The sequence below is a fragment of the Pseudomonas sp. P39-UII1 genome (genome assembly GCF_039672635.1).
Lineage (GTDB): Bacteria > Pseudomonadota > Gammaproteobacteria > Pseudomonadales > Pseudomonadaceae > Aquipseudomonas.
Genome location: NZ_JBDFPP010000003.1, coordinates 1 through 13740 on the forward strand (window position 1 = coordinate 1; position 13740 = coordinate 13740).

Sequence of the window (13740 nt, forward strand, 5' to 3'; positions counted from 1 at the left end):
AAACAGATCGTTTGCGCGGCGATGCGCAAGCTGCTGCACCTGGTTTACGGGGTGGTGAAGTCGGGGATACCGTTTGATCCCAAAATCGCTCTTGCAGGGTGAGGGTCAAGACGGTATCTACAGGATCCCCGCCAAATCATTGAATTAGCGTTTGTTCTATGAAAGCGGGCTTATGCGGGAAGGAGGCCACAGGTTTTGTTCCGGCATAAAAAAGGGCCGTCGAAACGGCCCGAATATCCCTGCTATGGCTAAGAGCAATGCAACGAGAATTCTTTAACGGTTAGGTTGCGGGGTGAGGCGCAGATAGGGTTTGACCGCCCGGTAACCTTTGGGGAAGCGCTGCTTGATCTCTTCCTCATCTTTGAGCGAAGGCACGATCACCACCTCGTCACCGTCCTGCCAGTTACCAGGGGTGGCGACCTTGTGGTTGTCGGTCAGCTGCAGCGAGTCGATCACCCGCAGGATTTCGTTGAAGTTGCGCCCGGTACTGGCCGGGTAGGTGATGGTCAGGCGGACCTTCTTGTTCGGGTCGATGACGAACAGCGAGCGTACGGTCAGCGTGTCGCTGGCGTTCGGGTGGATCAGGTCGTACAGGTCGGACACCTTGCGGTCGGCGTCGGCGATGATCGGGAAGTTGACCACGGTGTTCTGGGTCTCGTTGATGTCCTCGATCCACTTGTGGTGCGAGTCGACCGGGTCCACCGACAGCGCGATGGCCTTGACCCCACGCTTGGCGAATTCGTCCTTGAGCTTGGCGGTAAGGCCCAGCTCGGTGGTGCACACCGGCGTGAAGTCCGCCGGGTGGGAGAACAGCACACCCCAGCTGTTGCCGAGCCATTCGTGGAAGTGGATCTTGCCTTCGCTGGAATCCTGCGCAAAGTCGGGGGCGATGTCGCCGAGTTTGAGGCTCATGGGGTGCGGCTCCTGTGCTGTGTTCTGGCCTTGTGGGTTCAATGTGCCTGCTTCCGATGCAAAACAAAAAGAATAAATACTGATTTATTTATAACCATTAGGCATACGAAATAACAGGCACAAAAAAGCCTCGCTCTGGGCGAGGCTTCTTGATCAGCTACGGCTTACAGGAAGTTGTAAGTGTAGTTGAAGATCAGACGGGTCTGATCCTGGTCAGCCAGCGAGCTGGTGCCGGTGCCACGGTATACGCCGTGACGCAGGCTGGCGCCCAGGCCTTTGAAGGTGCCTTCCTGGATCACGTAGTCGACGCGAGCGTCACGTTCCCATTCGCTGAAGTGGCCGTTGCCGTTGGCGTTCTTGCCATCTTCACCTTTCAGGTAGGCGACCGAAGCTTTCAGGCCTGGCACGCCCAGACGCGCGAAGTCATACGAGTACTGGCCGAAGGTGGTGTTTTCACCGGCCTTGGCGAACTGGTTGATCATGCTGTCGGTGAACAGGTAGAAGCTGGAACCGCCGGCGCCTTCAGGACGGCCGTTGCCATCCACGACGTTGCCTTGGTTCAGCCAGACGAAGCCACCGTCATCATTGACGCGCTGGTGACCGAGCATCAGCGCATGGCCACCCAGGGTGTAGGTGAACATCGCGGACCAGGTCTTGTTATCGACTTCGCCAGCGTTCTTGGCATAGCCGCCGTTGTTGCTGAAGCGGTAGCCAGCTTCACCGTTCTTGCCGTCGCTGCTGCTGTCGAAGTAGCGCAGGTCGGTCTTGAAGGACTGGTCGTCAGCAATCTTGAACACGTGAGTCGCGCCCAGGAAGTGCTGCTTGTAGAAGTCTTCCAGGTTCGAGTAGTAGTACTGCAGGGTCAGGTCTGGAGTGAGCTTGTAGTCCAGGCCGCCGTAGCGGAACTTGTTGCTGTCCTGGGTAGCGCCCGCCACCGACAGGCCGGTACGGTTGCTCGACGCACGGCCCATGGCATGGGTCAATTGACCGGCGTTGATGGTCAGGTTGTCGATTTCCTTCGACTGGATGGTGCCACCCTCGAAGGTCTGCGGCAGCAGACGGCCATCGTTGGAGACCAGAATCGGCAGGTTCGGCGCCAGCGCGCTACCGTAGTGAACTTCGGTCTTCGAGAAGCGAGCCTTGGCGTTGCCGCCCACGCGCGCCCACTGGCTCACAGCAGAACCGTCGCTGTCGCTCGGGAAGAAGGTGCTGTTGTCAGGGTGCTTGCCGCGGCCGCCATCCAGGTGAATACCCCACAGGGCCTGGACATCGACGCCGAAACCAACGGTGCCTTCGGTGAAACCGGACAGGTAGTCGAGCTTGAAGCCCTGACCCGACTCGCGGTTGTCGGCGCCGCCATCACGGTTGTCGTTGTTGAAGTACATGGTGCGCGAGCTGAGCGACAGTTTGCTGTCCTCAACGAAACCGGCAGCGCCTGCTTGCTGGGCGAGAACCCCCAGTGCCACGGCCAGAGCCAGGCTGGACTTGTACATGTTTTGCTCCTCTACGTTCTAATTTTTGTGTATCTCTGGCGGTGGGATCTTTTGCCCCTCTCACCGTGGATTGGCGATTTAGTCCCAAAGAGTGACCGGTAAGTCAATCGTTACCGAACATTTCACTACTTTGGTCTAAGGCCCCCTGCGCTACAGGATAATGACAATCCTATAAATCCAAAATGACCGTTTTATTAATTCGTAAGATTTTTACGGAATATGGCCTGAACCTTTACTGCCAAAAGCTGTATCGGCATGCATCCTTCATAGCTTTAGGTTATTTGCAAACGTTTGCTCATAACCTTATTCCTCATCGTTCTGTAAAACGGAAAAAGCCTAGCAGCCGCTTCGGGTTTCGCCACTGCCCGCCAAGGTCTAGAGGGCTTAAAGCATTTGGCTCCTAAGCTAATTCTAAAAAGTTATTTATTTTCGATTTCTTAGATCATCTAGTCTTCTCGCCATCCACCACACTCTTTGCCTGACGAGAGGTTCAACCATGATCCCGCATGCTCCGCTGCGCCTGTTCGCTGCCCTGACCCTCGCCGGCACCAGCTGGTTCGCCCAGGCCGCAGACCTGACCGTTGCCTACCAGACCACGGTCGACCCGGCCAAGGTGGCCCAGGTCGATGGCGACTACGAAAAAGCCAGCAACGCCAGCATCGACTGGCGCAAGTTCGATAACGGCGCAGATGTGATCACCGCCGTGGCCAGCGGCGATGTGCAGATCGGTTACCTCGGCTCCAGCCCGCTGGCCGCTGCCGCCACCCGCAAACTGCCGGTCGAAACCTTCCTCATCGCTACTCAGATTGGCGCTGGCGAGGCGCTGGTAGCCCGCGACAGCATCAAGACCCCGCAAGACCTGATCGGCAAGAAGGTCGCCGTGCCATTCGTTTCCACCGGCCACTACAGCCTGCTGGCCGCGCTGAAGAGCTGGAACATCGACCCGTCCAAGGTACAGATCCTCAACCTCGCGCCACCGGCGATCATCGCTGCCTGGAAGCGCGGTGACATCGACGCCACCTACGTCTGGGACCCGGCCCTGGGCGTGGCCAAGGAGAACGGCAAGGTACTGATCACTTCGGGCGACCTGGCCAAGAAAGGCGCACCGACCTTCGACGCCTGGATCGTGCGCAAGGACTTCGCCGAGAAGCACCCGGAAGTGGTCAAGGCCTTTGCCAAGGTCACCCTCGATGCGTACGCCGACTACCGCAAGGACCCGAAAGCCTGGCTGGCCGACAAGGGCAACGTAGACAAGCTGGTCAAGTTGTCTGGCGCCAAGGCCAGCGACATTCCGGTGCTGCTTGAAGGCAACGTGTACCCGCTGGCTGCCGACCAGGCCAACGCCCTGGGTGCGCCCACTACCCAGGCACTGACCGATACCGCCACATTCCTCAAGCAGCAAGGCAAGGTCGAAGCCGTGCTGCCGGACTACTCGCCGTACGTCAGCGACAAGTTCCTTCCAAACTGATCCGGAGCCCGTCATGGCCTTGCTTGAACTGGAGCGCATCAGCGCACAGTACCCTGGCGCCAGCACCCCGGTGCTGGCCGACATCAACCTGAGCCTGGGGCCACGCCAGCTGCTGGTGGCCCTTGGGCCGTCGGGCAGCGGCAAGACCTCGCTGCTCAACCTGATTGCCGGCTTCGTCGCCCCCAGCGGCGGGCGCATCACCCTCGACGGCGCGCCCGTGCAAGGCCCCGGTGCGGAGCGCGGCGTGGTGTTCCAGGACGATGCCCTGCTGCCCTGGCAGAACGTGCTGGGCAATGTCGCCTTCGGCCTGGAACTGGCCGGTGTGCCCCGTGCCCAGCGTGAGGCCAAGGCCCGCGAGATGCTGGCGCTGGTTGACCTGGAAGGCTTTGGCGAGCGGCGTATCTGGCAATTGTCCGGTGGCCAGAAGCAACGTGTAGGCCTGGCCCGCGCCCTGGCGGCCGACCCCCGGGTACTGCTGATGGACGAACCGTTCGGCGCACTCGACGCGTTCACCCGCGAGCAGATGCAGGAACTGCTGCTGCAGGTCTGGCAGCGCACCGCCAAGCCAGTGTTCCTGATTACCCACGACATCGAAGAAGCCGTGTTCCTTGCCACCGAGCTGGTGCTGCTGGCGCCCAACCCGGGCCGCGTGGTCGAGCGCCTGCAACTGGATTTCGGCCAACGTTATGCCGCCGGTGAATCGGCCCGGGCGATCAAGTCCGACCCGCGCTTCATCGAAACCCGCGAGCATGTGCTGGCGCGGGTGTTCTCCCAACGCCAAAACCTGCAGGAGCGCGCATGAGCAGCCTGGATCTGCCGGTCGCCGGCAAACACGACACTGCACCCCGGCCTGTGGTCAAAGCACGCCGGCAGCTGTCCACCCGCTGGATCAGCACCCTGACCCTGGCCAGCCTGCTGCTGGCGTGGTGGCTGGTAACGGCCGTCGGCTGGATCGAGCCGCTGTTCCTGCCCTCGCCCGGTGACATCGTGGCCCGGGCCTGGACCTTGCTGACCCAAGGCTATATGGATGCCAGCCTGTGGCAGCACCTGGGCGCAAGCCTGGGCCGCATCGGCCTGGCCCTGGGCGCCGCGACCTTGACCGCCATCCCGGTCGGGATCGCCATCGGCTACAACCGCATCGCCCGCGGCATCCTCGACCCGCTGATCGAGTTCTACCGGCCAATCCCGCCACTGGCCTACCTGCCGCTGATCGTCATCTGGTGCGGTATCGGCGAGCTGTCCAAGGTGCTGTTGATCTACCTGGCGATCTTCGCCCCAATTGCCATCGCCACCGCCACCGGCGTGCGCACTGTCGACCCGACCAAACTGCGCGCCGCGCAGTCACTGGGCGCAACCAGGGCGCAGTTGATCCGCCACGTGATCCTGCCCAGCGCCCTGCCCGACATCCTTACCGGTATCCGTATCGGCCTGGGGGTCGGCTGGTCGACCCTGGTGGCTGCCGAACTGATCGCCGCCACCAGCGGCCTGGGCTTCATGGTGCAATCGGCGTCGCAGTTCCTGGTCACCGATGTGGTGGTGCTGGGCATCCTGCTCATCGCGCTGATCGCCTTCGCCCTGGAGATGGGCCTGCGCGCCCTGCAACGCAAGCTGGTGCCCTGGCACGGGCAAAGCCACTGATTGCTGACTGACTACGCCGGCAACCCGGCGCCTGGAACGAGAAAAGACATGAGCCTGACCGTTACCCCACTCAGCCCGGCCCTCGGCGCGCAGATCAGCGGCGTGGACATCAGCCGCGAGATCACTGCCGAGCAGCGCGACGCCATCGAGCAGGCGCTGCTCAAGCACCAGGTGCTGTTCTTCCGCGATCAACCGATCACGCCTGAACAACAAGCACGTTTTGCCGCTCGCTTCGGCGACCTGCACATTCACCCGATCTACCCCAATGTGCCGGAAACCCCGCAGGTGCTGATACTCGACACCGCAGTCACCGACGTGCGCGACAACGCCGTGTGGCACACCGATGTGACCTTCCTGCCGACCCCGGCGCTGGGCGCCGTACTCAGCGCCAAGCAGTTGCCGGCCTATGGCGGTGATACCTTGTGGGCCAGCGGGATTGCGGCTTTTGAAGCCCTTTCGGCGCCGCTGCGCGAAATGCTCGATGGCCTCACCGCCACACACGACTTCACCAAGTCGTTCCCGCTGGAGCGTTTCGGCACCACGCCGCAAGACCTGGCGCGCTGGGAAGCGACCCGGCGCAACAACCCGCCGCTGTCGCACCCGGTAATCCGCACCCACCCGGTGAGCGGGCGCAAGGCGCTGTTCGTCAATGAAGGGTTCACCACGCGGATCAACGAGCTGAGCGAACTGGAAAGCGAGGCGCTGCTGAAGCTGCTGTTCGCTCACGCGACGCGGCCGGAGTTCAGCATCCGCTGGCGTTGGCAGGAGAATGACGTGGCGTTCTGGGACAACCGCGTGACCCAGCATTTTGCGGTGGATGATTACCGGCCGAACCGGCGGGTGATGCACCGGGCGACCATCCTGGGGGATGCGCCGTTCTGATGATGGCGGGCGAGGCCGTTGGCCTCGAATCGCCGGCAAGCCAGCTCCCACAGAGACCGCAGCGCTGCAAACCCTGTGGGAGCCGGCTTGCCGGCGAAAGGGCCGCAAAGCGGCCCCGGCGATCTAACGGACCAGATGCAGATACTGCATATGCCGCTCGTACTGGTCGAGGATGTCGTTGATGATCTGCTCCTTGCTGTAGCCCACCAGGTCGTAATTCTGGCTGCCCTCGCTCAGGTACACTTCCGCCCGGTAATAGCGGCGGTTCTTCAGATCCTGCGTGCCCAACCCACCCAGGGCGAACGACGGCGTGAAGTAGCCGCGCATCTGCACCTGGTAGATGAACGGCTGCTCCTCGCCATGGCCCACCTTCAGGCTGACGTTGTCATGGCTCGGATCATCCTGGGTCACCAGCACCAAGCCCTTCTGCTCGAACACTTCACGCACCTCGGCAATCGCCGGGCGCACCACGTCGTCCATAAACCGGTACACCTCATCGCGTGACGGGAAGTGCACGGCCTGGCTCAGGCGCTGGCGCCAGCCACCACGGCCGCGGCGCGATTGCGCGAACGGTGCCAACGAGTGCATCTGCGCGATCTGGCGCTGCGACTCCAGGTAGAACGCCTTATGCAGGCCCCACATCATGCACAGCAAGATCAGCGAGAACGGCAGTGAGGTCAGCACCACCGCCGACTTGAGCGAATCGATGCTGCCGGCGAACAGCAGGCTGCTGGTGATCAGCGCCGTCATCGCGCCCCAGAAGATCCGCAGCCAGTTCGGGCCGTCCTCGTCAGCGCCACCATCCTTGGCCGACAAGGTCGACAGCACCACCGTGCCCGAGTCGGCCGAGGTGACGAAGAACACGAAGCTGATGAACACCGTGACGGCGATCACCGTCTTGCTCCACGGGTAGGTTTCCAGCAGCAGGTACAGGGTCATCGACGGGTCGTCCAGGGCCGACTGGCCAAGGGCGGTCATGCCGTGGTTGATGACCTGGTCCAGCGCGCTGTTGCCGAAGATCGACATCCACGCCAGGGTGAAGCCCAACGGAATCAACAGCACCCCGAAGACGAACTCGCGGATGGTGCGGCCACGCGAAATACGGGCGATGAACAGCCCCACGAACGGCGCCCAGGCAATCCACCACGCCCAATAGAACACCGTCCAGCCACCCAGCCAGTCGCGGTTGTCGCCATAGGCGTAAACATCGAAGCTTTTGCGTGGCAAGGCGCCCAGGTAATCGCCGAGGTTCTGGATCAGGGTGTTGAACAGGTGCTGTGTAGGTCCGGCGAACAGCACGAACAGCAGCAGCGCGCAGGCCAGGAACAGGTTGATGTCACTCATCACCCGCACGCCCTTCTCCACCCCGGCGACCGCCACTGCCACCGCCGCGCCCATCATCAAGGCGATGAGGATGACCTGCACCCACTGGCTATGGCTGATGCCAAACAGGTAGTCGAGGCCTGCGTTCAGGTGCAGCACGCCGAAGCCCATGTCGGCGCCCAGGCCGAACACCGTGGCGATGATGCCGAAGCCGTCCACCGCATAGCCGATCGGCCCGTTGATGCGCTTGCCGATCAGCGGGTACAGCGCCGAACGCAGGGCCAGTGGCAGGTTGTGGCGATAGGCGAAGTACGCCAGTGCCATGCCGACGAAGGCGAATACGCCCCAGCCATGCAGGCCCCAATGCAGGAACAGGATCTGCATCGCCTGGCGCCCGGCCTCGGCCGTGCCCGCTTCGCCCTGCGGGGGCTGCAGCATGTGGGTCAGGGGTTCGGAAACGCAGAAGAAGAACAGCGTGATACTGATACCGGCGGCGAACAGCATGCCGGCCCATGACAGGTAGCTGAACTCGGGCTCGTCGTGGTCGGCACCGAGCTTGATCTTGCCGTAACCAGACAAGGCGGTGACCACCACGAAGACCAGGTACAGGGTCATGGCCAGCATGTAGTACCAGCCGACCGTGTTGGCCGCCCAGTTCTGTGCCGCCAGCAACCATTCGCCCGCCGCTTGCGGTTGGGCGATGACCACCAGGCCGAAGATGAGGATGAAACTTGCCGCGAAGTAGAACACCGGGGGGTTCATGCGGATCGTGCTGTTGGAAGGGGTCGGTGCACTCATGGGGCATGCACCTCGTCGAATGACGTGAGGTTCGGAATGAACGGGTTCAGCAAAGGAATCCTCCTGTTGAACACCGGCAGCGGACCAGCGTTGTTTTCGTTGAACAAGCGTTCAAGTTAAACATGGATCGAATTTCAATGCGAACCTGGGCGCTGATCGGCGCCTGCCTGTGCCGCGATAACGCCGCTACAGGCAGCGCTGTTGCGAGTCAGTGCTTGTCCTGGCAATCCAACTGTAGATTGGCCTGGGTGATGTTGCTTTGCGCCGGCACGCTGCGGGTCAGCCACACGTTGCCACCAATGGTCGACCCCTTGCCGATGGTGATCCTTCCCAGAATGGTCGCGCCCGCGTAAATCACCACGTCGTCCTCGACGATCGGGTGACGCGCCAGGCCTTTGTGCAGGGTCCCCGACTCATCGCTGGGGAAGCGTTTGGCCCCCAGCGTCACGGCCTGGTAGATACGCACACGCTCACCGATGATCGCGGTTTCACCAATCACCACACCCGTCCCGTGGTCGATGAAGAAGCTCTGGCCAATCTGCGCCCCCGGGTGGATGTCGATGCCCGTAGCCGAATGCGCCAGTTCCGAACTGATCCGCGCCAGCAGCGGCAAGCCGGCCTGGTACAGGTGATGGGCCAGGCGGTGATGGATGATGGCCAGAATGCCGGGGTAACACAGCAGCACTTCATCGACGCTGCGCGCTGCCGGGTCACCGTGATATGCCGCCAGCACGTCGGTATCGAGCAGCACGCGCAGCCCTGGCAGTGCTGCGGCAAAGTCCTGGATCAGGCGCAGCGCCTGGGCATCGACGCCAGCCAGGTCGGCGTTGGTCTGGCGTGCGGCGTAACGCAGCTCCAGCCGCGCCTGGGCCAACAGCGCAGTCAGGGCAGCATCGAGGGTGTGGCCAACGTAGAAGTCCTCGCTCTCCTCGCGCAGGTCGACCGGGCCTAGGCGCATCGGGAACAGCGCACCGCACAGTTGCTCGAGCACTTGGCGCATCGCTTCGCGCGAAGGCAGCTCGCGCCCGCCTTGCTCGCCAATGCTTCGGCCATTGCGGCTGCGCCACTGCTCACGGGCGCCGCGCAGGCCGCTGACGATGCTGTGTAATTGCCAATGCGCGGATGAGGGTTGTTCGCTCACGGTGATCTCCTGCCAGGGCCAATCAGACATTTTGCAAACCACTTTACGGCAAATCCGCCCCTTGGAAAAAACAACGCTTTATTCCATCCTGCGCTAAGTCGGGCATAAGCCGCGATGACGGGGATCGCTTTAGTGGCCTACCCTCAATGCAGCGTAAGCATGACATAACGCAAAAAACGCATAAGAAAATAAGTTTTTATTATTTCCTGGCCTATGAAGCCAACCCTATAGTCGCCACCCACCACTTCCACAACAAGCGCGGGGCCTGACATGTCGAAATTCGCCAAACCCTTTATCAATGCCAGCCTGGCCATCGTGCTCGGTGCCGGCCTGCTCGGCCAGGCCTTTGCCGGCGAGCAGCTGAAGACCATCCAGGAAAAAGGCGTGATCAACGTCGGCCTGGAAGGCACCTACCCACCGTTCAGCTTCCAGGACGAAAACGGCAAACTGGCCGGTTTCGAGGTGGAGCTTTCGGAACTGCTGGCCAAAGAGCTGGGGGTCAAGGCCAAGATCCAGCCGACCAAATGGGATGGCATCCTCGCGGCGCTGGAGTCCAAACGCCTGGACGTTGTGGTCAACCAGGTGACCATCTCCGAGGAGCGCAAGAAGAAGTACGACTTTTCCGAGCCCTACACCATCTCCGGCATCCAGGCGCTGGTGCTGAAGAAGAAAGCCGCAGACCTGAACATCAAGACTGCGCAGGACCTGGCCGGCAAGAAAGTCGGCGTAGGCCTGGGCACCAACTACGAACAGTGGGTGAAGCAGGACGTGCCGAAGGCCGAAGTGCGCACCTATGAAGACGACCCCTCCAAGTTCGCCGACCTGCGCAACGGCCGTATCGACGCCATCCTGATCGACCGCCTGGCCGCGCTGGAGTATGCGCAAAAAGCCAAGGACACCGAGCTTGCCGGCGACGCCTTCTCGCGCCTGGAAAGCGGTGTGGCCCTGCGCAAAGGCGAACCTGAGCTGCTGGCGGCCCTTAACAAAGCCATCGACAAGCTCAAGGCCGACGGCACCCTGGCCAAGCTGTCCGAGAAATACTTCGGTGCCGATGTCACCAAATGATCGCTGAAAGCCTGCAACTCGTTGTCGATTCCGCGCCCTTCCTGCTCAAGGGCGCGGGTTACACAGTGCTGCTGAGTGTCGGCGGCATGTTCTTCGGCCTGCTGCTGGGCTTTGCCCTGGCGCTGATGCGGCTGTCGAAGATCCTGCCGCTGAACTGGCTGGCACGTATCTATGTTTCGTTCTTCCGCGGCACGCCGCTGCTGGTGCAGCTGTTCGTCATCTACTTCGGCATGCCGCAGATCGGCATCGAGCTCGATCCGATCCCGGCGTCGCTGATCGGCCTGTCGTTGAACATGGCCGCGTACATCTGCGAAATCCTGCGGGCGGCGATCTCCTCGATCGACCGTGGCCAGTGGGAGGCCGCCGCCAGCATCGGCATGACCCGCACCCAGGCCATGCGCCGGGCGATCCTGCCGCAGGCCTTGCGCACCGCGCTGCCCCCGCTGGGCAACAGCTTCATCTCGCTGGTCAAGGACACCGCCCTGGCGGCGACAATCCAGGTGCCCGAGCTGTTCCGCCAGGCGCAGCTGATTACCGCACGCACCTTTGAAGTGTTCACCATGTACCTTGCGGTTGCGGTGGTGTACTGGGTCCTCTGCAGCATCCTCGCGCACTTCCAGAACCGCATGGAAGCGCGGGTCAACCAGCACGACCAGGAGCACTGAAGATGATCGTAGTAGAAGGCCTGACCAAGCAGTTCAAGGGGCAGACCGTGCTCAACGGCATCGACCTGACCGTGCAACCCGGCGAAGTGGTGGCCATCATCGGCCCCAGCGGCTCGGGCAAGACCACCTTCCTGCGCTGCCTCAACCTGCTGGAAACGCCCGATGCCGGGCGCATTCAGATCGGCGCCATCAGCATCGATGCCAACCGCCCGCTCGGCGGCCAGCAGAGCGCGATTCGCCGTTTGCGCCAGCAGGCGGGCTTCGTGTTCCAGAGTTTCAACCTGTTCCCTCACCGCACCGCCCTGGAGAACGTCATCGAAGGGCCGGTGGTGGTGAAGAAGACGCCACGCGCCCAGGCCATCGAACTGGGCCGCAAGCTGCTGGCAAAGGTCGGCCTGGCGGGCAAGGAAGACGCCTACCCCCGGCGCCTCTCCGGCGGCCAGCAGCAACGCGTGGCTATCGCCCGGGCACTGGCCATGGAGCCCGAGGTGATCCTGTTCGACGAACCCACCTCGGCGCTTGACCCGGAGCTGGTCGGCGAAGTGCTGGCGACCATCCGCGGCCTGGCCGAAGAGAAGCGCACCATGGTCATCGTCACCCACGAGATGAGCTTTGCACGTGATGTGGCGAACCGGGTGATCTTCTTCGACAAAGGCGTGATCGTCGAACAGGGCGAGGCCAAAGCATTGTTCGCCAGCCCGAAGGAAGAGCGGACCCGGCAGTTCTTGCGCAAGTTTCTCGGGACTGCGGCGTCCGAATAATCTTCATTGGATTGACTGGCCTCATCGCTTGTAGGAGCGGGCTTGCCCGCGATGAGGCCAGCACACACCCCACAAATCCGCACTTCTATATATATTCCAAAAGGTTAGTTCATAATATTTTGATAAGCCTTTAGGGTATATAAACCGGACCACCGGACCAGCAAACGTTTGTCGCCATCAGCTGAAGCGACGCATCCCTTTGTGAGGTTCGGTTCTGATGACCACCCAGCTAAATACCCCGCTCCACAGCGACCTCGACAGCTCGCCCCTGCTGCTGCCGGCCGAGGTACTGCGCAACGACGCCGAAGCCCTGCAAGCGGCCCGCGAGTTCGCCCAGACCGCCCGCGAGCAAGCTGCCCGCCGCGATCAGCAACGCAAGTTGCCTTGGGCTGAAATTGAACAGTTCACCCGCAGCGGCCTGGGCAGCATCAGCGTGCCCAAGGCCCATGGCGGCCCCGACGTCTCGTTCGAAACCATCGCCGAAGTGTTCCGCCTCATCAGCGCCGCCGACCCGGCCCTGGGGCAGATTCCGCAGAACCAGTTCGGCATGCTGCAGCTGCTGCGCCTGACCGCCACCGAGGCGCAACAGGCGCTGATCTTCCGCAGCGTGCTCGACGGCTGGCGCATCGGCAACGCCGGGCCCGAACGCGGCACCAAGGACACCCTGACGCTCAAGGCCAGGATCACCCACGAGGGCGACGGCTATCGCATCAGCGGTGAGAAGTTCTACTCCACCGGTGCGCTGTTCGCCCACTGGGTCGCGGTCAAGGCACTGGACGACCAAGGCCGCCAGCGCCTGGCGTTCGTGCGCCGCGGCTCGCCTGGCCTGCGCATCGTTGATGACTGGTCCGGTTTCGGCCAGCGCACCACCGCCAGCGGCACTGTGCTGCTCGACCAGGTGCCGGTCGATGCAGACCTTGTGATCGACAACTGGCGCCAGCGCGATACCCCGAATATCCAGGGCGCCGGCTCGCAGCTGATCCAGGCCGCCATCGATGCCGGTATCGCCGAGGCCGCGATTGAAGATGCCATCCACTTCGTGCGCGAAAAATCGCGGCCGTGGATCGAGGCCAAGGTCGAGCGCGCCAGCGACGACCCCTACGTGATTGCCGACATCGGCCGCCTGAAACTCGAGCTGCATGCCGCCGAGGCTCTGCTGCGCAGGGCTGCGCGGGTGCTCGATGAGGTCAATGCCGCGCCGATCGATGCTGCCGCCGCCGCGCGGGCTTCGATTGCGGTAGCCGAAGCCAAGGTGCTGACCACCGAGATTTCGCTACAGGCCAGCGAAAAGCTGTTCGAGCTGGCTGGCAGCCGCGCCACCCTTGCCGAATTCAACCTCGACCGCCACTGGCGCAATGCCCGGGTGCACACGCTGCACGACCCGGTGCGCTGGAAGTATCACGCAGTCGGCGCGTACCACCTGAACGGCACCCTGCCTGCGCGGCATTCCTGGATCTGATTTTTAGCCTATGGGGCTGCTTTGCAGCCTGATCGCCGGCAAGTCGGCCCCCACATTCAAAGCGACACCGCCAAACCTGTGGGAGCCGGCTTGCCGGCGATTGGGCCGCAAAGCGGACCCTAGGGGCCCGGAGAA

The 13740-nt window shown here is 62.4% G+C and carries 12 protein-coding genes; 8 read left to right on the forward strand and 4 right to left on the reverse strand.

What is annotated here, in order from left to right; genetic code table 11:
- Positions 1 to 273: 273 nt before the first annotated feature.
- Positions 274 to 912: a peroxiredoxin gene (locus tag ABEH27_RS05180; RefSeq protein WP_346612536.1), complete on the reverse strand. Its 639-nt coding sequence runs from the start codon at positions 910 to 912 to the stop codon at positions 274 to 276.
- Between the two features lie 164 nt (positions 913 to 1076).
- A complete protein-coding gene (locus tag ABEH27_RS05185; protein ID WP_346612537.1) occupies positions 1077 to 2405 on the reverse strand; it encodes an OprD family porin in 1329 nt (442 codons plus the stop codon).
- 496 nt (positions 2406 to 2901) lie between these two features.
- On the opposite strand from ABEH27_RS05185, the gene tauA reads away from it, so the two are divergent.
- The 4 genes from tauA to tauD are packed head-to-tail and all read left to right on the forward strand — an operon-like array spanning position 2902 to position 6393.
- Positions 2902 to 3873: a taurine ABC transporter substrate-binding protein gene (gene tauA / locus ABEH27_RS05190; RefSeq protein WP_346612538.1), complete on the forward strand. Its 972-nt coding sequence runs from the start codon at positions 2902 to 2904 to the stop codon at positions 3871 to 3873.
- 13 nt (positions 3874 to 3886) lie between these two features.
- The gene (gene tauB, locus ABEH27_RS05195; protein WP_346612539.1) at positions 3887 to 4675 is read left to right on the forward strand and encodes a taurine ABC transporter ATP-binding subunit; all 789 of its coding nucleotides are present in this window, start codon (positions 3887 to 3889) and stop codon (positions 4673 to 4675) included.
- Positions 4672 to 5511, forward strand: a complete 840-nt coding sequence (tauC, locus tag ABEH27_RS05200; protein WP_346612540.1) for a taurine ABC transporter permease TauC — start codon at positions 4672 to 4674, stop codon at positions 5509 to 5511. The genes tauB and tauC overlap by 4 nt, the downstream gene beginning before the upstream one ends.
- 48 nt (positions 5512 to 5559) lie before the next feature.
- Positions 5560 to 6393, forward strand: a complete 834-nt coding sequence (gene tauD, locus ABEH27_RS05205; protein ID WP_346612541.1) for a taurine dioxygenase — start codon at positions 5560 to 5562, stop codon at positions 6391 to 6393.
- A gap of 123 nt (positions 6394 to 6516) precedes the next feature.
- Here the strand turns inward: tauD and betT are convergent, their stop codons facing one another.
- Both betT and epsC read right to left on the reverse strand, forming a co-directional pair.
- The gene (gene betT, locus ABEH27_RS05210) at positions 6517 to 8478 is read right to left on the reverse strand and encodes a choline transporter BetT (protein ID WP_346612853.1); all 1962 of its coding nucleotides are present in this window, start codon (positions 8476 to 8478) and stop codon (positions 6517 to 6519) included.
- A gap of 244 nt (positions 8479 to 8722) precedes the next feature.
- On the reverse strand, positions 8723 to 9655 hold the full coding sequence (epsC, locus tag ABEH27_RS05215; RefSeq protein WP_346612542.1) for a serine O-acetyltransferase EpsC: 933 nt from the start codon (positions 9653 to 9655) through the stop codon (positions 8723 to 8725).
- A 270-nt stretch (positions 9656 to 9925) separates the two neighbouring features.
- Between epsC and tcyJ the strand changes: the two genes are divergently transcribed.
- From tcyJ to ABEH27_RS05235, 4 genes are all read left to right on the forward strand, one after another.
- Positions 9926 to 10720 carry a cystine ABC transporter substrate-binding protein gene (tcyJ, locus tag ABEH27_RS05220; RefSeq protein WP_346612543.1) on the forward strand — a complete coding sequence of 265 codons (795 nt, stop codon included), beginning with the start codon at positions 9926 to 9928 and terminating at the stop codon, positions 10718 to 10720.
- A complete protein-coding gene (gene tcyL, locus ABEH27_RS05225; RefSeq protein ID WP_346612544.1) occupies positions 10717 to 11385 on the forward strand; it encodes a cystine ABC transporter permease in 669 nt (222 codons plus the stop codon). The genes tcyJ and tcyL overlap by 4 nt, the downstream gene beginning before the upstream one ends.
- Before the next feature lie 2 nt (positions 11386 to 11387).
- Positions 11388 to 12146 carry an L-cystine ABC transporter ATP-binding protein TcyN gene (gene tcyN, locus ABEH27_RS05230; protein ID WP_346612545.1) on the forward strand — a complete coding sequence of 253 codons (759 nt, stop codon included), beginning with the start codon at positions 11388 to 11390 and terminating at the stop codon, positions 12144 to 12146.
- Between the two features lie 217 nt (positions 12147 to 12363).
- Positions 12364 to 13605: an SfnB family sulfur acquisition oxidoreductase gene (locus ABEH27_RS05235; RefSeq protein ID WP_346612546.1), complete on the forward strand. Its 1242-nt coding sequence runs from the start codon at positions 12364 to 12366 to the stop codon at positions 13603 to 13605.
- The last annotated feature ends 135 nt before the right edge of the window (positions 13606 to 13740 follow it).

What these genes read in the sequence shown, in the direction of transcription:
- ABEH27_RS05180 (WP_346612536.1), bottom strand. Translation starts at nt 912, where the DNA reads ATGAGCCTCAAACTCGGCGACATCGCCCCCGACTTTGCGCAGGATTCC.
- ABEH27_RS05185 (WP_346612537.1), bottom strand. Translation starts at nt 2,405, where the DNA reads ATGTACAAGTCCAGCCTGGCTCTGGCCGTGGCACTGGGGGTTCTCGCC.
- tauA (WP_346612538.1), top strand. Translation starts at nt 2,902, where the DNA reads ATGATCCCGCATGCTCCGCTGCGCCTGTTCGCTGCCCTGACCCTCGCC.
- tauB (WP_346612539.1), top strand. Translation starts at nt 3,887, where the DNA reads ATGGCCTTGCTTGAACTGGAGCGCATCAGCGCACAGTACCCTGGCGCC.
- tauC (WP_346612540.1), top strand. Translation starts at nt 4,672, where the DNA reads ATGAGCAGCCTGGATCTGCCGGTCGCCGGCAAACACGACACTGCACCC.
- tauD (WP_346612541.1), top strand. Translation starts at nt 5,560, where the DNA reads ATGAGCCTGACCGTTACCCCACTCAGCCCGGCCCTCGGCGCGCAGATC.
- betT (WP_346612853.1), bottom strand. Translation starts at nt 8,478, where the DNA reads ATGAACCCCCCGGTGTTCTACTTCGCGGCAAGTTTCATCCTCATCTTC.
- tcyJ (WP_346612543.1), top strand. Translation starts at nt 9,926, where the DNA reads ATGTCGAAATTCGCCAAACCCTTTATCAATGCCAGCCTGGCCATCGTG.
- tcyL (WP_346612544.1), top strand. Translation starts at nt 10,717, where the DNA reads ATGATCGCTGAAAGCCTGCAACTCGTTGTCGATTCCGCGCCCTTCCTG.
- tcyN (WP_346612545.1), top strand. Translation starts at nt 11,388, where the DNA reads ATGATCGTAGTAGAAGGCCTGACCAAGCAGTTCAAGGGGCAGACCGTG.
- ABEH27_RS05235 (WP_346612546.1), top strand. Translation starts at nt 12,364, where the DNA reads ATGACCACCCAGCTAAATACCCCGCTCCACAGCGACCTCGACAGCTCG.